19 protein-coding genes are annotated in these 19,879 nt (G+C 52.8%); 9 read left to right on the forward strand and 10 right to left on the reverse strand.

Features of this window, described 5'->3' with window-relative positions:
- Positions 1–28: 28 nt before the first annotated feature.
- Positions 29–1,060, reverse strand: coding sequence for a substrate-binding domain-containing protein (locus AB9F27_RS08970; protein ID WP_335585561.1), 1,032 nt, complete (start codon positions 1,058–1,060; stop codon positions 29–31).
- Positions 1,061–1,193: 133 nt separating this feature from the next.
- On the reverse strand, positions 1,194–2,234 hold the full coding sequence (locus AB9F27_RS08975) for an ATP-binding protein (protein ID WP_335585562.1): 1,041 nt from the start codon (positions 2,232–2,234) through the stop codon (positions 1,194–1,196).
- Positions 2,235–2,432: 198 nt separating this feature from the next.
- Here AB9F27_RS08975 and AB9F27_RS08980 point away from each other — a divergent pair, with 198 nt between their 5' ends.
- Positions 2,433–2,816, forward strand: coding sequence for a hypothetical protein (locus tag AB9F27_RS08980; RefSeq protein ID WP_335585563.1), 384 nt, complete (start codon positions 2,433–2,435; stop codon positions 2,814–2,816).
- On the opposite strand, the gene AB9F27_RS08985 is transcribed toward AB9F27_RS08980, so the two are convergent.
- From AB9F27_RS08985 to AB9F27_RS09000, 4 genes are read right to left on the reverse strand one after another with little or no spacing between them, the layout of a single operon-like run.
- On the reverse strand, positions 2,809–4,005 hold the full coding sequence (locus tag AB9F27_RS08985) for an aminotransferase class I/II-fold pyridoxal phosphate-dependent enzyme (RefSeq protein ID WP_335585564.1): 1,197 nt from the start codon (positions 4,003–4,005) through the stop codon (positions 2,809–2,811). The genes AB9F27_RS08980 and AB9F27_RS08985 overlap by 8 nt on opposite strands.
- Positions 4,006–4,013: 8 nt before the next feature.
- Entirely contained in the window at positions 4,014–4,535 is a 522-nt protein-coding gene (locus tag AB9F27_RS08990; RefSeq protein WP_335585565.1) for a gamma carbonic anhydrase family protein, read from the reverse strand.
- Entirely contained in the window at positions 4,532–5,188 is a 657-nt protein-coding gene (gene gmk / locus AB9F27_RS08995) for a guanylate kinase (protein WP_335585566.1), read from the reverse strand. The genes AB9F27_RS08990 and gmk overlap by 4 nt, the downstream gene beginning before the upstream one ends.
- 2 nt (positions 5,189–5,190) lie before the next feature.
- Positions 5,191–6,069, reverse strand: a complete 879-nt coding sequence (locus AB9F27_RS09000; protein ID WP_335585567.1) for a YicC/YloC family endoribonuclease — start codon at positions 6,067–6,069, stop codon at positions 5,191–5,193.
- Between the two features lie 176 nt (positions 6,070–6,245).
- Between AB9F27_RS09000 and AB9F27_RS09005 the strand changes: the two genes are divergently transcribed.
- Entirely contained in the window at positions 6,246–6,959 is a 714-nt protein-coding gene (locus AB9F27_RS09005) for a PAS domain-containing protein (RefSeq protein ID WP_335585568.1), read from the forward strand.
- A 122-nt stretch (positions 6,960–7,081) separates the two neighbouring features.
- On the opposite strand, the gene AB9F27_RS09010 is transcribed toward AB9F27_RS09005, so the two are convergent.
- Positions 7,082–8,452 carry a class II 3-deoxy-7-phosphoheptulonate synthase gene (locus tag AB9F27_RS09010; protein ID WP_335585569.1) on the reverse strand — a complete coding sequence of 457 codons (1,371 nt, stop codon included), beginning with the start codon at positions 8,450–8,452 and terminating at the stop codon, positions 7,082–7,084.
- Positions 8,453–8,639: 187 nt separating this feature from the next.
- Between AB9F27_RS09010 and AB9F27_RS09015 the strand changes: the two genes are divergently transcribed.
- The 7 genes from AB9F27_RS09015 to AB9F27_RS09045 all read left to right on the forward strand — a co-directional run bounded on the left by AB9F27_RS09015 (position 8,640) and on the right by AB9F27_RS09045 (position 15,604).
- Positions 8,640–9,638, forward strand: coding sequence for a GlxA family transcriptional regulator (locus AB9F27_RS09015; protein ID WP_039003425.1), 999 nt, complete (start codon positions 8,640–8,642; stop codon positions 9,636–9,638).
- Positions 9,639–9,839: 201 nt separating this feature from the next.
- Entirely contained in the window at positions 9,840–11,024 is a 1,185-nt protein-coding gene (locus AB9F27_RS09020; RefSeq protein WP_335585570.1) for an ABC transporter substrate-binding protein, read from the forward strand.
- A gap of 95 nt (positions 11,025–11,119) precedes the next feature.
- The gene (locus tag AB9F27_RS09025) at positions 11,120–11,905 is read left to right on the forward strand and encodes an ABC transporter ATP-binding protein (protein ID WP_335585571.1); all 786 of its coding nucleotides are present in this window, start codon (positions 11,120–11,122) and stop codon (positions 11,903–11,905) included.
- Positions 11,902–12,615, forward strand: coding sequence for an ABC transporter ATP-binding protein (locus tag AB9F27_RS09030; RefSeq protein ID WP_039003414.1), 714 nt, complete (start codon positions 11,902–11,904; stop codon positions 12,613–12,615). Before AB9F27_RS09025 ends, AB9F27_RS09030 begins: the two co-directional genes overlap by 4 nt.
- A gap of 2 nt (positions 12,616–12,617) precedes the next feature.
- Complete coding sequence (locus tag AB9F27_RS09035; RefSeq protein WP_335585572.1) at positions 12,618–13,628, forward strand: branched-chain amino acid ABC transporter permease; 1,011 nt, start codon at positions 12,618–12,620, stop codon at positions 13,626–13,628.
- Complete coding sequence (locus AB9F27_RS09040) at positions 13,625–14,926, forward strand: branched-chain amino acid ABC transporter permease (RefSeq protein WP_335585573.1); 1,302 nt, start codon at positions 13,625–13,627, stop codon at positions 14,924–14,926. The genes AB9F27_RS09035 and AB9F27_RS09040 overlap by 4 nt, the downstream gene beginning before the upstream one ends.
- 84 nt (positions 14,927–15,010) lie before the next feature.
- On the forward strand, positions 15,011–15,604 hold the full coding sequence (locus tag AB9F27_RS09045; RefSeq protein WP_335585574.1) for a nucleotidyltransferase family protein: 594 nt from the start codon (positions 15,011–15,013) through the stop codon (positions 15,602–15,604).
- 85 nt (positions 15,605–15,689) lie between these two features.
- Here the strand turns inward: AB9F27_RS09045 and AB9F27_RS09050 are convergent, their stop codons facing one another.
- From AB9F27_RS09050 to modB, 3 genes are all read right to left on the reverse strand, one after another.
- The gene (locus AB9F27_RS09050) at positions 15,690–16,424 is read right to left on the reverse strand and encodes a Hint domain-containing protein (protein ID WP_369755681.1); all 735 of its coding nucleotides are present in this window, start codon (positions 16,422–16,424) and stop codon (positions 15,690–15,692) included.
- A 922-nt stretch (positions 16,425–17,346) separates the two neighbouring features.
- A complete protein-coding gene (locus AB9F27_RS09055; protein WP_369757657.1) occupies positions 17,347–18,372 on the reverse strand; it encodes an ATP-binding cassette domain-containing protein in 1,026 nt (341 codons plus the stop codon).
- The gene (modB, locus tag AB9F27_RS09060; protein WP_335585576.1) at positions 18,365–19,801 is read right to left on the reverse strand and encodes a molybdate ABC transporter permease subunit; all 1,437 of its coding nucleotides are present in this window, start codon (positions 19,799–19,801) and stop codon (positions 18,365–18,367) included. Before modB ends, AB9F27_RS09055 begins: the two co-directional genes overlap by 8 nt.
- Positions 19,802–19,879 lie beyond the last annotated feature (78 nt).

Raw genomic sequence — 19,879 nt, forward strand, 5'->3', positions numbered from 1 at the left:
CCCACGATTGGGCAGCTCCTAAGGGGGATTACATCCCCAATGTGCCTTCAGTGGCGATCAATTCTTGAGTTGTGGCAAGATCAGGATCGGCTACAAGACCGTACTCGGAGAGGGGTCCGTCGGAGCCCGCGATCTCGTCTGATACGAAGAATTCAGCGTATTCTTTGAGGCCAGGGATTACGCCGATGTGCGCTTTTTTGATGTAGAAGTACAAAGGACGCGACACAGGGTATTCGCCAGTCGAGATGGTTTCTGTTGAAGGGGCAACGCCGGACATTGTTGCAACTTGCAGCTTGTCTGTGTTGTTTTCATAGAATGCGAGGCCGAACACGCCGATGCCGTCTTTGTTGCTTTCGATGCGTGCGAGGGTCTCGGTGTAATCACCGTCGATGTCTACGGACACACCGTCGGTACGGATCGCCATACAAGCTTTTTCAGCGGCTTTTTTGTCGTCGCCGTTGGCAGCTTTGAGAACCTCAAATGCGCCAGTTTCTTCACAACCAGCAAGGATCACTTTCTCCTCAAAGACTTCGCGGGTACCGTGCTTTGTACCTGGGATGAAGGCTGCGAGTTTTTGCGCGGGGAAAGCCGCGTTAACGTCTGTCCAAGTCGTGTTTGGGTTCGCAACCATTGCGCCATCAACCAAGATGGTGTCGGACAAAGCGTTGTACCAATCGGCAGGGGTGAATTCGAAGGTTTCGCCGTCGATGTCGGAAGCAAATACAATGCCATCATAGCCGATACGTACTTCGATGATGTCGGTTACGCCAGCTTCGGCACAGGCTTTGATCTCGGCGTCTTTGATTGGGCGACTGGCGTTTGCCACGTCAATTGTGTCTTCGCCAAGACCTTGGCAGAATTTTTTGAGGCCAGCAGAAGAGCCACCGGATTCAACAACAGGTGTCGGGAAGTCTGTGTTTTCACCAAAAGCTTCAGCCACGATGGCAGCGTAAGGCAATACAGTTGAGGAACCGGCAATCTGTACTTGATCGCGAGCGGATGCAGATGTCGTAGCGGCAGCAAGTGCCAAAGCAGATACGCTGAATTTCACAAATGACATGGGAACTCCTTAATGTCAGTTATGGGCCTTCCTTGTGCAAGACCCTCAACGCGCTGTTTAAGAGCGCTCGTTAATGGTTTTGTGACATCAACGTAACGGTTTTATGACAAGTGCCGGCCTTTGGCGTGTTTCTCTAAGAAATGGGCAAAATAACGATGAATTGGCTGCCTTTTCCCTCGTCACTTTGAATCCTCAGACGTCCGCGATGACGATTCACGATGTGTTTAACAATCGCAAGCCCAAGTCCGGTTCCGCCCAATTCGCGGCTGCGATGGCCATCAACACGGTAAAACCGCTCGGTCAGACGTGGCAAATGGTGGCTTTTAATCCCGTCGCCTTCGTCGCTTACGGTCGCAAGGACGGCGGGGCAACGCAGGCTTGGTTCAAACGCAACGCAGGCTAGAGTAATCGTGACAACACCGCCCTTTTTGCCATATTTAATGCTGTTTTCGATCAGATTGCTAAACACCTGCTGGAGTTGATCACTGTCCCCCGTCAGGTGAATTGGCTCTGTCGGCATGTCAAAGGCAACCATTACGTCGGAGGCCTCCGCTAAGGGACGCAGCGCCACAATGACGGCATCGATGACGGAAGCAATATCGAGTTGCACGTCAGGTCGGATTCGCTCTTGGGATTCTACTCGAGAAAGCGACAGAAGATCCCGCACAAGGCGATTCATGCGGGCGGCTTCTTGATCCATAATCCCAAGGAAACGCTCGCGCGCCACCGAATCGTTCTTTGCCGATCCTCGTAAGGTTTCTATGAACCCTGCGAGGGCTGTGAGCGGAGTTCTCAACTCGTGCGACACATTGGCAACAAAATCGCGGCGCATTTGACCCGCTTCCTCAAACGAAGAAATGTCTTGAAATGTCAGGAGGACACCCTGCCCCTCGGCCATTTCAACGGGCCGACAAACGACCTCGAAAATAGTCTCATGCGTGGTCGTGGTCTTGACGAATTTGGCGCGCGTTTCACGTGTGTTTTCCAAGCACCTTTCAACGCAATCGAGTAAGATAGGTTGCCGCAAAGCGGTAATATAATGCCTCCCCTCCAGTCCCGCTCCAAAGAGTTCAACGGCCAGTGGGTTGATAACACGCGCTATATGTTGGGTATCGATTAGCACCGCTGGGAGAGGTACGCCGGCGAGAAGAGCTGCGGAATGTTGGTCTGTCATTTTTGGGTCCTGCGGTCTCGTTGTCGCAACGATGATTCAAGTTTTGTTAAAAGTAAATCTAACGACACCGATTATGCGATTTACCTGTTGAAAGTTTTGCCTATACTTCTTGTTAATCAATGAACTAATTGTGACAAACGGCCATTTAAGCGAGTGAATCTCCATGAATTACGGTGCCAACCTCAGTAAGTTAAGAATGTGACACGAGATAGGTCTGACATCTCCAACAATGAAAAAGAACCCGTAACATTGATTGTCGGGGACGCTGCTGCTTGGCTTTCTGCTGGGCGCAGTTTGCCGGATGATCCGAGTCTGCATTACGTAAGTTTCGACGAAATGTCGCAGCGGTTACTTGAGTCCTTTGAGCCCGATATTATCCTGACCCCGCTTCTGGGACAGGGGTTTGATGCCCTTGATTTGGCTGTCATACTTGAGCAATATAAATACAAAGGCCGTTTTCGTGCGCTATGTCCGAAGCTTCCAAATCCCGATTTGGTGATGCGCGAAATTCAGTCCCTGTGCCCGAGTGTAGATTTTGACCTTTTTGTCGTCGACGACAGTGATCCGCGCCGCCTCAATTGACCTGTGCCGCCGCATGAATGGCCGTTGTGAATTCGTCAATAAGAACGCGAATATCCTCAACACCAACCGACACGCGAAAGAACCCTTCACTCATACCGAGGGCCGCACGCGCCTCTGGCTTCAGCGCCCGATGGGACGAGCTGGCGGGGTGCGAGAGGGTTGTGCCGATATCGCCAAGAGTGGGCGCAAATGCGATGTTTGGGGCCGCTAGAGTCATGGCATTCGCCGCAGCTCGCCCGCCCTCGATCTCGAAACTCACCATGTTTGAGCCATATTCCCCAAGGATTGCCGTGGCGCGATTATGGTCGGGATGGTCCTGTCGTGTAGGATAAAGAACTCGTTTCACATTTGGCAGGGTCGCAAGGTGATCCGCAAGCGCACGGGCGTTTTCTTGGGCGCGGTCAAAACGCAGGTTGAACGAATAAAGGCCCCGCTCCGCCAACCAACAATCAAAGGGGCTCGCCGTAAACCCGAAAGTAACGGACGTGTCGTAAATCTTCTTCTGCAAGGCGGGATCGTGGGCGACGGCATAACCAAGAGTGACATCCGAGTGCCCCGCCAAAAGCTTAGTCACCGAATGCACAACCACATCCGCGCCATGTTCAAACGGGCGATACGCGCGCGGCGTTGTAAAGGTATTGTCGACCACCAAAAGCGCGCCAATCTCTTGCGCGAGGGCGGCAATCCCTTCCATATCGGCAATCCGCAACGTTGGATTCGAGACAACCTCAACAAGGATCATTTTCGTCGCGGGCGTCACGGCCTTGCGCATCGCGGCAACATTTGTGGGATCGGCCAACGTCGCGGTGACCCCAAAACGTGGCATATCTTGCGTCAACATCCGCATGGAACGCCCATAAAGCTGATCCGCGGCGACAACATGATCGCCACTTTGCAATAGGCCCAGCAGCACTGCCGAAACCGCAGACATTCCCGAACTCGTGATAATGCCGCCGCGCACGCCTTCCATCTGGTCGATTTTCTGCGCCAAAACATCGGCGTTCGGGTGGCCTTCGCGGGCATAAGTATAGCCCTTGGCGCGGCCTTCGTATTGGTCGTCCAAACGGTCCGGCGACGGCGACGCATAGACCACTGAGGGCTGGAGCGGCGTGACAACCGCGCGCGAAATTGTCTCGGGCCAAGGGGTGCGGCGCACGAGGTTTTCAGTCGGTGTATTGGAATCAGACATGGAAAATCCTAAATTTCAGTCAAAGTCGCCCGAAATCGGCGCATGTTGTTTTGATAGCTAAGGGCGCTGGCACGCAGCCCCGCAATCGCTTTCTCATCAAGGTCACGGATGATTTTCCCCGGCGCGCCCATCACAAGGCTACCGTCCGGAATCACTTTGCCTTCGGTGATCAAGGCCCCTGCCCCAATCAAACAATTGCGGCCGATTTTAGCCCCGTTCAAAACGATGGCGCCCATGCCGACTAACGTGTTTTCGCCGATGGTACAGCCATGCAACATGGCCTTGTGCCCGATTGTACATCCCGCCCCGATGACCAAAGGAAAGCCCATATCTGTATGTAAAACACAGTTTTCTTGGATATTGCTGCCCTCGCCGAGGGTTATGTCCTCGTTGTCACCGCGCAGTGTCGTGCCAAACCAGACCGATGCCCCCGCGCGGATTATGACTCCGCCGATAATATTTGCATCGGGTGCAATCCAGCTGTCGGGATCAATTTGTGGTGCGCGGTCTGCGAGGGCATAAAGTGTCACGGGCGTTCCTCAAATTCAGTGTTTAGATTGCGTACTAGATCCACCAGCCCAATCTGGCGACTCCGTCGCAAACGTTCGGCGGTGACAATGGCGCGCACGTCGTTTTCGGCCTGATCGACATCGCGATTAACCAAAACGTAATCGTATTCGGCCCAATGGCTTATCTCGTCCTTACTGCGTTTCATGCGGACATCAATCACCTCAGCACTGTCCTGCTCGCGCGCAATTAAGCGCCTTTCAAGCTCGGCAATGGACGGGGGCAGCACGAAAATCGACACCACATCCTCGGCGCGAACCGAATTTCGGACCTGCTGACCACCCTGCCAATCAATATCAAACAAAACATCGCGACCAGATTGCAAAGCGGCAATCACGGGAGCCTTGGGGGAGCCGTAGAAATTGTCAAAGACCTGCGCATGTTCAAGCATTTCGTTATTTGCAACAGAGGCTTGGAAATCATCCTTCGAGTGAAAGTAATACTCGCGGCCATGTTCTTCGCCCGCGCGTGGTGCGCGTGTTGTTGCAGAAACGGAGAACTTAATCGACGAATCCCATGCCATCAATCGTTTCGAAAGCGTTGATTTTCCGGCACCCGAAGGGGACGACAGTATAATCAGGATTCCACGGCGGTCTTTAGCGAGGTCTTCGGTCATGTTTACTCCACGTTCTGTACTTGCTCGCGCATCTGATCGATGACAGCCTTCAGGTCAAGCCCGATCCGCGTGAGGGACACCGCTTGGGCCTTGGCGCACAGCGTATTTGCCTCGCGGTTAAATTCCTGTGACAGGAAATCGAGCTTGCGGCCAATAGGTTGATCGGAGGCCAAAAGATCGCGCGCCGCCCCGACATGGGCGTGAAGGCGGTCAATTTCTTCGGTCACATCGGCCTTAACAGCCAACATCGCGAGTTCTTGTGCCACGCGATCGGGCTCCGCGCCATCTACATTGTTGAGGATATGGCGCAAATTCTCGGTCAAAGTCGTGGCAACCACATCTTTGCGTTTTTCGGCTTCGGTGGCGGCGGCAATCGTCAGGGCTTCGATGCGATCCATCTGTTCAGAAAGCACTTTAAGCAATGCCTCCCCTTCAACGGCCCGCATTTGCGCGAAACTTTCGAGCACAGTATCAAAGTCAGTCAGAATCACTGCCTTTAATTCTTCGGGATTATCGGCCTCTTGCGTGACCTCTTGCACGCCTTTCTGGGTTAACAGATCCAGCGCCGAAACCCCCGAAAGGGTTAATTTTTGTGCCGCGGCCACCGCTTCAACCGCCTGAACAGCCAAGATCACGCGTTCGAGCACCTCTTGGTTTATGGTTAATTCGGATGGCGAAGCAATTCGATTTAGTTTCAGGGATATCTGAATGGATCCGCGTGAAAACCTTGATGAAGTTTTGGCCTTAACTTCTTGTTCTAGGCCATTAATCCAGTCCGGAACTCTTGGGCGAACATCAAGCCCTCGGGCATTGACGCCTCGCATGTCCCATGTCCATTCGTATAGGCCTACACCCCCCGTTTGGGCAGAAAAGCTCGTCATTGAGTTAACCATATTTACTGAATTCTCTCCCAAATCGGGTCAAAGGGGCTATATTAACTTTTGAGTAATCATTGCGGACATAAGGTTAACAGAGGCCACCGCATGGAACAATAACCCCAGTTTGTCACAAAGCAATTTGTTTGGATGATGGGACGTTTTGTAAAAGGTGTAGTGGTATGAAAATGAGATCAGAAAATAACGTTATTAGGCTTAAGGAGTTTCAACGGACCGTGTCTTTTCCAGCCATAAACGAAGTTGTAGCCTATTGGGAAGGTCTACGCGGGGGACGACCCGTGCCAATGCGCAGCGAAGTCAATCCACGCGGCATTGAAAGTGCCCTCTCGAATGCGTTTATTCTTGAACGGATCGCGCCGGGCATGGCGCGTTTTCGCCTTGCGGGTGCGCATCTTTCTGATCTTATGGGGATGGAAGTGCGCGGCATGCCGTTCACATCTTTTTTCACACCAGACGCGCGCAAAGAGGTTGGTGCTGCGCTGGAAGCTGTCTTTCAAAGCCCTGAAATCGTTGAGATTATGGTGACTGCGGATACGGGGATTGGCAAACCAGACCTGTACGGAAAAGTTGTTCTGCTGCCGTTAAAAAGTGACTTGGGAGATATTACCCGCGCGCTTGGCTGTTTTGTGACCGAGGGTGAAATCGGTCGGTCGCCACGACGCTTTGGGGTTACGGACCGCAAGGTCACCCAAATTGCGACCGCCCTTGTGACACCTCCTTCCGCGCGGGAAAAAACCGCCGAAATGGAGGTCACTCAACCCAGTTTCACAAGCGACGTTATTCCCGGTTTTGAAGAGGCGAAGTCCACCTTCACTGCCGGGCCAAAAGAGGATGTCGGGCGTCCAAATCTGCGTCTTATTTCCTTTGACGACTGAGTATGTCTACAATGGCTGCCCTAAAATGCCTTGCAATTTTGCGAGACTATTTGGGGATTTAACACGTAAAAAAGCCCCGCATTCAAAACGAGTGCGAGGCTTTTCTTTTTACTTTTAAGCGCTTAGATCGCTTTCGCGGCCGCCAGTTTGCTGCTGCGTTCCGCAAGTTTTTCGGACACAAGAAACGCAAGTTCCAAAGACTGGCTCGCGTTTAGACGTGGATCACAAGCGGTGTGGTAACGATCCGAAAGGTCCTCGTCCGTTACCGCGCGCACACCACCGGTACATTCGGTCACGTCTTGGCCCGTCATTTCGAAATGCACGCCACCTGGAACTGTGCCAGAAGCCTGGTGAATGGCAAAGAATTCCTGCACTTCGCGCAGAACGCTTTCAAACGGACGGGTTTTATAGCCCGTGGTCGATTTGATCGTGTTGCCATGCATCGGATCACAGGTCCAAAGCACATTGGCGCCCTCTTCCTCAACCGTTTTGATCAAACGCGGCAAGTGATCGCCAACGCTGCCTGCCCCGAAACGCGCGATGAGGGTCAAACGGCCCGCTTCGTTTTTCGGGTTCAGTTTTTCCATCAAGACTTTGAGGTCTTCGGCAGTTGTGGTCGGGCCACATTTCAAGCCAATCGGGTTTTGAACCCCGCGACAGAATTCAACATGCGCCCCGTCAGGTTGACGGGTGCGATCGCCGATCCAGATCATGTGACCAGAGCCCGCAATCGGCAAGCCTGTGGTGGAATCGATCCGGCAAAGCGCTTCTTCATATTCAAGAAGCAGCCCCTCGTGGGAGGTATAAAAATCCACCGAATGTAGCGTATGCGCGGTTTCTGTGGTAATGCCAGCGGCGCGCATGAAGTCCAACGCGTCGGTGATACGGGCCGCCAAATCACGATAGCGTGCAGCGTTATCCGCCTCGGTAAAGCCCAAAGTCCATGCGTGGACCTGATGCATGTCCGCATAGCCGCCTTGGCTAAAGGCCCGCACCAGATTCAAGGTCGCGGCGGCCTGAGTATAGGCCTGCAACATCTTGTTCGGGTTCGGAGTTCGCGCTTCTGCGGTGAACGGCAAATCGTTGATGATATCGCCACGGTAGCTTGGCAATTCGACGCCGTTAATCGTTTCGGTTAGGGCGGAACGAGGCTTGGCGAATTGGCCAGCCATCCGGCCCACCTTCACAACCGGCACTTTCGCGCCGTAGGTCAACACCATCGCCATTTGCAACATCACTTTGAATGTGTCGCGAATACCGTCCGCCGAGAATTGCTCAAAGCTTTCGGCACAATCGCCGCCTTGCAGCAAAAACGCCTCTCCACGGCTCGCGGCTGCCAATTGATGTTTCAAGGTGCGCACTTCGCCAGCAAAGACGAGTGGTGGATATTTCGCCAGCTGGGCCTCCGCAGCCTCCAGCGCGGCCTGATCCGTATACTCGGGCATCTGAATCCGTGGTTTTGCACGCCAGTCAGATTTTTGCCAATTTGTCATCGTCTTTGCTCCAAAAAAGTAAGGTGCAACAGTTATGGCGGCCTGAATTGGAAATGCCAACAGGCCAAAGCCCCCGAAAACCGCAAAATAGGACATTTTTTATGCTCAAGGGGTGCCTCTATGCTTGCGTCGCTCAATTAAAGCTGTTTCGGTCGAGGATGCTTTTTATGTGCGGTGTTAGATGACAATGAGTCGCCAAGGAGAAATAATCGAAACAAAGGACGCGAAACCACGCCGTTTCGTGTTCGTTTTGATGAACGAATTTACAATGATGTGCTTTGCCAGTGCGGTTGAAGCCCTTAGGATTGCAAATCGTATGGCAGACAAAAATCTCTACGAATGGCGCGTTGTTAGTGTGGACGGGCAGCCTGTCATCAGCTCTGCGGGTGTTGTTTTCAAGGTTGATGCCGGACTTGAGGACCTTTGCCGCGATGACTCGGTTATGTTGTGTGGTGGATTGAATATTCGCGCGGCAAGCTCGCCAAAACTGGTTAATTGGATCCGCAAGGAAAGTCGGCGTGGCTCTTCCGTGACGGGTTTGTGCACGGCTGCCTATACGATGGCAAAAGCGGGGTTATTGGACGGGAAACGGGCGACGATCCACTGGGAACACCACGATGGGCTGGTTGAAGATTTCCCAGATATCGCAGTTTTGAATTCGGTTTTTGTTGTTGACGGTAAAATGATCACCACGGCGGGCGGCACCAGTTCGATTGATCTCATGCTAAAATTTATTGCCGATGGGCACGGTGAACATTTGGCGAATGCGGTCGCGGACCAGCTTATCTATACCTCAATCCGTACCGAAAAAGATTCGCCGCGCCTGTCTATTCCTAGTCGGATTGGGGTGCGGCATCTGAAACTGTCCAACGTCATCCAGACGATGGAACTCAACCTCGAAGACCCCATAAGTCCTGCCGTTTTGGCCAAAGATGTCGGTATGAGCACGCGCCAACTGGAACGTTTATTTCAACGCTATCTAAATCGGTCTCCCAAGCGATTTTACATGGAAATTCGCCTGCAAAAAGCGCGTAACCTGTTGATGCAAACAGATATGAGCGTGATCAATGTGGCCCTTGCAAGTGGGTTTTCCTCGCCCAGTCATTTCTCAAAATGCTATCGCGCACAATACGCCACGACGCCCTACCGAGAACGCGGCGTGAAGGCCGAGTTGCCTGCGACCTAGTTTTTTTTCGCGATCTGAAATTATTACGGGCATGTTGTGGACCGTTGATTCTGAGATTCCGTCTTGAGAAACCCCTATTATTATGACTATTTCCTGAATTTTGGCAAAAAAACAGGATATTTCTCTTCCCTATTTAGAAATGGGTGAATAACCTCACTCTATTAACTGGGCGAACGATCCAGTCCAATAAGGGAGAATAATATGAAAAAACTACTGATGGCGACAACCGCTGCTGTACTCGTAGGTGCTGGTGCATCTGCTGAAGAAATTAAACTCGGCGTGTTCCTTGGTTTCACAGGTCCAATCGAATCCATGGTTGCAGAGATGGGCCCCGCGGCCGAACTTGCAATCAAAGAAGTTTCAGACTCCGGTCTCTTGCTTGATGGCACAACCGTTATTGGCGTGCGCGGCGACACGACTTGTATCGACGCTGGCGCGGCCACGGCTGCTGCAGAACGTTTGATCACAAGTGAAGGCGTAAAAGCTCTCATCGGTGGTGACTGTTCTGGTGTAACCGGCGCGGCTCTTGCCAACGTTGCGGTTCCAAACGGGATCGTTATGGTTTCCCCTTCCGCCACATCCCCTGGCTTGTCCACAGCAGAAGACAACGGTCTTTTCTTCCGCACGTCGCCTTCTGACGCGCGCCAAGGCGTTGTAATGACAAACGTTATTATGGATCGCGGCATCAACGAAGTAGCGGTGACCTATACCAACAATGACTATGGTAAAGGTCTTGCGGATGCGTTCGCAGCTGCCTTTGAAGAAGCTGGCGGCACAGTAACAATCAACACAGCCCACGAAGATGGCAAAGCTGACTATTCTGCTGAGGTTGGTGCTTTGGCATCCGCTGGCGGCGCGGCGCTTGTGATCGCGGGTTATGTTGACCAAGGCGGTTCCGGTATCATCCAAGCGGCCATGGACACGGGCGCGTTCGACACATTCGTCTTCCCTGACGGCATGGTTTCGGACACGTTGATCAAAAACTTTGGCTCCAAAATCAACGGCTCTTTCGGTCAACACCCAGGCACAGACAGCCCAGGTGCAGCAGTTATGCAGGAACTTGGCGCGGCAAACGGCTTTGACGGCACGGGCGCTTTCGCTGGCGAAAGCTATGACGCGGCAGCTTTGATCTTGTTGGCGATGCAATCCGCAGGCTCCACGGAATCTGCTGATTTCAAAGACCACATCTTGACGGTTGCCAATGCTCCAGGCGAAAAAATCTACCCTGGTGAATTGGGCAAAGCGTTGGAAATTCTCGCTGCTGGCGGCGAGATTGATTATGTAGGTGCCTCCGCTGTTGAACTCATCGGACCAGGCGAAAGCGCTGGTAACTACCGTGAAATCGAGATCAAAGACGGCGCAATCACAACTGCAAAATACCGTTAATCACGTCTAGAAACTATGAACAGCTCGGATTGATTTCCGAGCTGTTTCAACATGATGCCGCCCATTCTTAAGGTGCGACACAGATGGGGATATATATGATTGAGGTGAAAGATCTGCGCAAGCAGTTCGGGGGCTTTCATGCTGTGGACGGTGCAAGTCTGTCGATAAACGAAGGGTCGATCACGGGGCTCATTGGACCGAACGGCGCCGGAAAAACAACACTTTTCAATGTTATAGCGGGTGTTCTTCCACCAACGTCTGGCCAAGTGACGATGGGGGGCGAAGACATAACCGGGCTACCGCCGCACGAATTATTCGAAAAAGGCCTGCTGCGAACCTTCCAAATCGCGCATGAATTCTCGTCGATGACCGTCCGAGAAAACCTAATGATGGTTCCGGGCGCTCAATCGGGCGAAAGCCTTTGGAACACGTGGTTTCATCGCGGCCAGATCGCACAAGAGGAAGCGGCCACCCTTAAGAAGGCCGACGAAGTCCTTGAATTCCTTACCATTGATCATTTGAAAAACGAAAAAGCGGGCAACCTCTCTGGCGGCCAAAAAAAGCTCCTTGAGCTTGGTCGCACGATGATGGTGGACGCGAAAATCGTGTTTCTCGACGAAGTGGGCGCGGGTGTCAACCGCACGCTCCTCAATACCATTGGCGATGCGATCATCCGCCTCAACAAAGAGCGCGGCTATACCTTTGTGGTTATTGAGCACGACATGGATTTCATCGCGCGTCTTTGTGAGCCGGTGATCTGTATGGCCGAGGGCAAGGTTTTGGCGCAAGGCACGTTGGACGAGATAAAAGCCAACGAGCATGTGATCGAAGCCTACCTCGGGACGGGCCTTAAAAATAAGACTGTGGGGGCCAAAAAATGAGTGAACCATACTTAAATGCCGCTGGAATGACGGGCGGGTACGGCACGGGTGCCGATATTCTGCATGACTGTACGTTGACCGTGAATAAGGGCGAAATCGTTGTGATTGTGGGGCCAAATGGCGCTGGAAAATCCACCGCGATGAAGGCCGTTTTCGGGATGCTCAATATTCACACGGGCTCTGTTACCCTTGACGGGCAGGACATTACAAGTATGTCACCGCAGGCGCGGGTCAGCATTGGCATGGGGTTTGTTCCGCAAACCCAGAACGTTTTTACCTCAATGACCGTTGAGGAAAACCTAGAAATGGGCGCGTTTATTCGCCACGATGACTTCCGTGAGACGATGGAACAGGTCTATGAGCTGTTCCCCATTCTGCGCGATAAGCGCAATCAATCGGCCGGTGAACTTTCGGGTGGGCAACGCCAACAGGTGGCTGTTGGACGCGCATTGATGACGAAACCCAAGCTTTTGATGCTCGATGAGCCAACTGCGGGTGTGTCACCGATTGTGATGGACGAGCTGTTTGATCGCATCATTGAGGTTGCCAGAACGGGCATTTCCATCCTGATGGTGGAACAGAATGCGCGCCAAGCTCTTGAAATCGCGGACAAAGGATATGTCCTCGTGCAAGGCCGCAATCGCTTCACCGACACGGGACAGGCGCTGCTTGCTGATCCTGAAGTCCGCAAATCATTCTTGGGGGGCTGAATATGGATATTCTAAACGCACTCGTCGCGCTGGCAAATTATGTCTTGGTGCCAGCCGTTGCCTATGGCAGTCAACTTGCGCTTGGCGCTCTTGGGGTGACCCTCATTTACGGTATTCTGCGCTTCTCAAACTTCGCCCATGGCGACACGATGGCCTTCGGGACCATGGCGACCATCCTGTTTACGTGGTGGTTTCAATCGATGGGGATTAGTTTTGGCCCCCTGCCAACGGCGCTTCTCGCCCTGCCCTTTGGTATCGCGGTCTCGGCCCTGTTCCTGTTGGGAACGGATCGCGTGGTCTATAGGTTCTATCGCAAACAAAAGGCCGCGCCGGTGATCCTTGTGATTGTGTCGCTTGGGGTGATGTTTGTGATGAATGGTGTCGTGCGCTTTATCATTGGCACCGATGATCAACGCTTCGCCGATGGCGCTCGTTTCATCATTTCCGCAAGTGATTTCAAAGAGATGACGGGCCTTGAAGAGGGTTTGGCGATCAGAGTGTCCCAAGGGATAACCTTGGTCACCGCCATCATTGTTGTGGCTTTGTTGTTCTATTTCCTTAACAAAACGCGCACCGGAAAATCCATGCGCGCCTTTAGTGACAACGAAGACCTCGCGCTTTTGTCTGGGATCAATCCAGAACGGGTGGTGATGGTGACATGGATCATCGTGGCCGCCCTCGCAACGATCGCGGGTGTGCTCTATGGTCTTGATAAGTCCTTCAAACCTTTCACTTATTTCCAACTCCTCTTGCCAATTTTCGCCAGTGCGATTGTCGGCGGACTTGGTAATCCGATTGGGGCCATCGCGGGCGGTTTTGTCATCGCATTTTCGGAAGTGACAGTGACCTATGCCTTTAAAAAGGTGCTCGGGCATCTTCTTCCGGACAGTCTTGCGCCGGATGGATTGGTGCAACTTCTCTCAACCGATTACAAATTTGCCGTCAGCTTCGTGATCCTCATCATTGTCCTCCTGTTTCGTCCAACGGGTTTGTTTAAAGGGAAATCGGTATGAAACATTCCATGCGTGCCCCCGCCCTCACCCTTGTTGTTGCGATTTTAATCACCGGGACAGGATTTTTCCAAAGCTGGAACTCCGCGCTTGGCATTCTCAATATGGGGATCATTTCGGCGATTATGGCGCTTGGGGTGAACCTGCAATGGGGGTTTGCCGGCCTGTTTAACGTCGGGATTATGGGGTTTGTGGCCCTCGGCGGATTGGCCACGGTGCTGATCGCAACCCCTGCGACCAAAGACGCATGGCAAGCGGGCGGCATTGGTATTATCGCCGCCCTTATCCTCGGTGCGATGACGATTATCGCCACCATTTACGCCAACAAAAACCTTCCCAAGGGGAAATACCGCATCTTGGGTGTCTCTTCGATCCTCGTCATCGGGTTCTTTGTGTTTCGGGCTGTTTTCGATCCTGCAGTCTCCTCAATTGAGGCGATCAACCCTGCGGTGACGGGCAATATCGGTGGGTTAAACTTGCCTGTGTTACTGGCTTGGCCTGCGGGTGGTGTTCTGGCGGCCGGTGTTGCTTGGCTGATCGGGAAAACCGCACTTGGGTTGCGCTCCGACTATCTTGCGATTGCCACTTTGGGGATTGCGGAAATTGTCATCGCGATAATGAAAAACGAAGACTGGCTGGCGCGGGGCGTGAAAAACGTCATCGGTATTCCACGGCCCGTGGCCTATGAAGTGGACCTGCAGGTCAACGCGGGTTTCATCGAAGGTGCTGCCAAATTGGGCCTCGATCCGGTCACGGCATCGACGCTTTATGTGAAGCTCAGCTATAGTATCCTGTTCACAGCCGTCCTTGTTTTACTACTTGTTTTGGCGCAATTGGCGCTTCATTCGCCATGGGGTCGCATGATGCGGTCTATCCGTGACAATGAGGTCGCCGCCGAAGCAATGGGCAAGAATGTTACCAAACGGCATCTGCAAATCTTCGTGCTTGGCTCGGCCATTTGCGGTATCGCAGGCGCCATGATGGTGACGTTGGACTCGCAATTGACGCCCAGTTCCTACCAACCCTTGCGCTTCACTTTCCTGATTTGGGTGATGGTAATTGTGGGCGGTTCGGGCAACAATTATGGCGCTGTTTTGGGCGGTTTCTTGATTTGGTTTCTGTGGGTTCAAGTGGAACCTGCGGGCAACTTCATCATGGAGACGATCACGACGGGCATGTCCGATGGCGACCTGAAATCACATCTTATCGCCAGTGCGGCGCATATGCGCTTGATGACGATGGGGATTGTCCTCCTGTTGGTCCTCAGGTTTAGTCCGCGTGGTTTGGTTCCCGAAACCTAGACCACAGCAAAAAGAACAAGAAACAAGCCCGAAGCCCCGTGTTTCGGGCTTGTTGTTTTTGAAGCGCTACGACAAGGTTCCCGCATGAATAATTTCGCCATTCTCATTCCCGCCGCCGGTTCGTCTACCCGTATGAAGGGGCGCGATAAGCTCCTTGAGGACGTTGGCGGCGAGCCCCTTTTGCGCCGCGTGGTTAAACGAGCGATTGCAACGGGCGCGCAGGTTTTTGTGACGCTTCCTGTTGGATCGCCCCGCCTTGAGGTGCTTGCCGATCTTGCCGCGACCACTGTTTTGGTTGCCGATCCTGAAATGGGAATGTCCGCAAGCTTTCGCGCGATTGCGCCGAAACTCGCGAAATCGATCAAAGCCCTGCTGGTCGCCCTGCCCGACATGCCGGAGATCACCGGCCAAGACATGGCGCTCTTGTTGTCGGCTTACGCAATGTTTCCCGACACGCCGATTTTGCGTGCGGCAACGCCAGACGGCACGGCAGGCCATCCTGTGGTTTTGCCACAATGGACCTTCAAAGACTTGCCGAAGCTTCAAGGCGATATGGGACCACGCGACATTCTGAAAAAACACGCCGATAAAGTCGCGCTCATCCCGCTTACAGATGATCGCGCAATTTTGGACCTCGATACCCCTGCGGATTGGGCGAAATGGCGTGCCCGCGCCTAAAGCAAAACCCGCGCTGATTTCTCAGAGCGGGTTAAGGCTGCATAAACTTTGGGTCGCCTCAGTCTGGCAGGACCGAGGCGGGCACTCAGCGCACGAGCAGTTGCGCCTCATGTTTCACAAGTGTTTTACGGGCCGACGGGTACGCGTCAAGGCCTTCTGATGTTTTCAATTCAGGGAAAATCTCAAGAATTTCCGTGCGTTGCGCATTGCCGATGCCTTCCAAGGATTTATCCCCTGGTTGGAAACTTTCTGTCCATGCGCCATTGCCCAAGACAACTTCGTGGTTGTCGAACATGAAGTGGATATAGGTCATTCCAGCAGTTGCGACCGCCGTAATCCCCTTGTTGTTTACAATGTGTTTTGCCGAGGCAAGCACTTCGCGCTCCTCGAAATATAGCGCCGTTTGGTCATTGGCGACCAGCATCCGGTGATTGGGCGAAACCAGCATATCACGCTCTGGAAGGCCGTTGCCCATCGCGCCCGCGCGGATCAAAACAGGTCGCAAATGCACGTTGTTTGTCAGGGCACGTTCATCGAGATATTTCTTCCCGAACCAACGGATTTCTTGAATGCCATTGTCGCGCGTAATCACCTTGTCTCCCACAACAAGGTCCTCAACCAAACGCTCCCCACGAGGCGTTGCGATGACCGTCCCAGGCGTGAAACACGGAACAACTTCGTCCATGTTTGTAAATTCAACCGTCCCAATGGAATTCCCAAAACGGTCAAAGGTTTCGACCGAGCCGGAGGCTTCAGATTGCGTTTGTGGCGTTAAAATAGTTGAATCTTGTTGGTCGAATGTAAGCAGTTTACTCGGCATGATCTTCTCCTATGAACGCTCTGTAAGGGGCCGCAGCAGCCTGGCTCCAGAGTGTTCGGCAGTTTCCTTTGGGTTCGCTCCAGACACCGGATAGATCTTCGTCCCCACGATGATCCCGGGCTGGCACCCTGCCCATTCGACAACAGATTGATATCTATACGAAAAAACCAAACGCGCGAGAGTACCGCGGGGTTTTACCTTAACCACGCCATATGCGTTAAAATGGTTCATCAAAAATCCAAACGTCGAAAAAAGACATCCCTCAGAGAAGCGACATCACGTCCTACGGCGGAACCCAAATAAACGTTCACAATGAGGGGGAGCATGCATAAATCGTCCTGCCAAATCATGGCAGCCACAGCGCGCAAACGCTCTTCAACGATTTTCGTAGATGTAAGACACACCCCGACAGCACTAAAACACCCCTACGCACCGCGTAGTTTATGTGCGTCCACCCCCGTAGACTAGTAGATATCGCCCCCCAGTTGGGCATGTTCTTTCTAGCCAATTGATTGCTTCAAACAAAGGGAAAAATGTCCGAAATGTGGCAACAATTTGTTAACGATAATTTCGATTTGATTAGGAAATAGACTGAATAGGAAAGTCAGCCCGCTCATTGTCTCAGAAAAATCTTGTGGATTCGCAAAGTATCTCTGCTAAGGTCATAAAAATTAAATATATATTTCAACGGATTGCGTTGGTTTGTTCATGTGTGAAGGGTGTCAATTATCACCATAGTCGTTTTACCACGGCGTGAAAGAAAGCCCCTAAAATTTGAAAGATTGCTACTTCTAGGGCTGCCACAATCTTGGCCGTATTTCCTCGGCTTTGTTCACGGAACGCTACCAATACAAGCATTTGGGTAAGATAGTACCGAATATAGGCGCTCCGACCCCAGTTCGAGAGCCGAATCGCATAGGAATTATGCCCGGTTGAATACAGCAATGAGGCGAAAGTATAGGATTGACCTAGTCGATTGATTTTCCACGGGTACTTGCGCATTTAAATGCGGAAGATCTACACGGTTTCCCCCGCATGTTATGCTCCCATCGCGCCCCACAATCGCTGGAATTTTGACGAAGCCTTTGGGGGCGATAACGTCCTCCCCCGCGAGGAACGATTGGCCCGTACTCCCCTGTAATGTGATCGGCGTGTCCCGCGTGAACTGTGGGAGGGACACGGTCTTGGGCAAGGTAATCGTCTCGCCGCCCACCATGATTTTCCCACCCTGAGAAGAGTCTCTTTGCCATGTGGCCGAAATTTGTGGACCAGCGGCTTTTGGCGCATTTGTGGTGAAGGTCCGCGAGCTGTCCTGAGTATTTTGGGACGTTCCAGACGGTGAAATTTCGATGTATTGCGCACACAGATGGCCGACGTCATCGGCATCGTGGGACACAAATACCGCAGGGATATTTGCCAAATCAATAGCCCGCGCAAGCACTAGTAAAATGCGGGATTTTTGAGCTGGATCAAGGCCAGTTAGGGGTTCATCGAGCAGTAAAATGCGAGGCGCTTGGGCCAAGGCGCGTGCGAGGGCGGCGCGACGTGCTTCGCCGCCTGAAAGCTTATTTGGTAGGCGATCAAGGATGTCAGACAGTTCCAATGCAGCGATCAAATCAGCCGCGAGGGGGGATGTGCCTCCCCATTTAGCCGCGAGATCAAGGTTCTCTCGGATTGTAAGATGCGCAAATAGACGCATGTCCTGAAACACCATGCCCACTCGGCGCTGTGACGCTGGTACGGGTTTGCGCATGCCATCAAACCAAGTTTCAGAGCCACATTGCACTCGCCCACTAGATGGTGTCTCAAGTCCCGCAATCACCCGCAGAAGGCTGGTTTTTCCACTGCCACTCGGCCCCACAAGGCCTGTAATTCCTTGGTTTGGAAGGGAAATATCGGCATTCAAGTGGTAAGCGTTTCGGTCTATCGATATTTTTAGATCAATCATGATTTTCCCCCGCAATTCCGGAGCGGGCCGCACGACCGTTGAGGCTGTAAATCAGGAAAAGCGCGAGAAAAGAAAACACGAGTAATCCCCCTGCAAGCACATGGGCCGCACGATAATCGAGGACTTCAACGCGGTTGAAAATCTCGATGGAAATGACCCGTGTTTTGCCCGGAAGATTGCCTCCAACCATCAAAACCACCCCGAATTCCCCGATTGTATGCGCAAAGCTCAGAACCGTGGCCGTTAGCACACCGCGCCGTGATAGGGGCAATATCACCCGCAGAAACAGGGACATACGCGAGGCCCCCATGGTTTGCGCCGCCTCTATCGTGCCGCGTCCTATCGCTTGAAATCCCGTGTGAAGCGGTTGAACCGCGAAGGGCAGCGAATATAAGACAGACGCCACCAACAAGCCCGCAAAAGAGAAGGTTAACGTGTCGCCCGTCAGTGTGATCCAAAGCCGCCCAATGGGGGTCGTCGGCGCGAACATAACCAACAAATAAAAGCCCAAAACCGTGGGAGGAACGACGAGTGGCAAGGCGGTAATTGTCTCGACCACGGGCCGCATCCGCGACTGCGTGATCGTGAGCCACCATGCGATCGGAATACCAATTGCCAGTAAAATCAGTGTGGTCGCGCTGGCAAGAAGGAGAGACAGGCGAATGGAAGGCCACAGGGTAACGGACGAATGCTCAACGGGTTCAATATAGGTTTCCTCGCCGTTTGGGGCTAAATACCCCAAATCCGGCAGTGCAGTTCGAACGGAGTCAGATTGCATATAAGCAAAAAGCGCAATCGCAGCGGGGGTTTGCGACAGAAGGACCATGTCCTGCGTCAGTCTAATATCCCTTACAATTTCAGTCGTAAAACGGGCATTTGGGAAGTGTTGCGACGCAGCAAGAAAGCCGATGTCGATGTTGCCCGAGTGCAAATAACTCGCCACATTCGCTACGTTTTGCCCATTCACAATATTCAACGCAGCGGGCTCAAATCCGAGGGTCTTGAGTGTCCGAAGGGCTGCTGCGCCATAGGGAGCGGTCGCGGGATCTGCGATGCCAATCCGCGCTTCGGCAAGCGGCGGTGCATTGACCCGTGAAACGATGGTTAATTGACCCTGAGCGTAGGACGCGCGCTCATAAGCTGGGTTACCCGCTACCAGCGCCCTTGGTCGATCCTGATCCGCCGCAAGAAACAGGTCAAATGGCGCACCCTGTTGAATTTGCGCGAATATTTTCCCTGTTGAGCCTGTGGCTGTCTCGACTTTATGCCCTGATTTGGCCTCAAAATCTTGGGCTATCACCTCGAATGCGCTGGCGAAATTGGAGGCAACTGCAACGGTGATTTTATCGGCAAGGGCACTGGGGGCAAACATCAAAAGCGCCAGTTGAATGCCAATTATTTTGCTGAACCACCGTGTCAAACTCAGCACGCCGCCCCTCCTTTTAGGTTGCGTTGCATTTGACGTGGATGGCCCTCGGGATGCAAGCGCATTAGCAAAATATTCGTT

The sequence above is a fragment of the Falsihalocynthiibacter sp. CO-5D18 genome (genome assembly GCF_041205445.1).
Classification (GTDB): domain Bacteria; phylum Pseudomonadota; class Alphaproteobacteria; order Rhodobacterales; family Rhodobacteraceae; genus Falsihalocynthiibacter; species Falsihalocynthiibacter arcticus.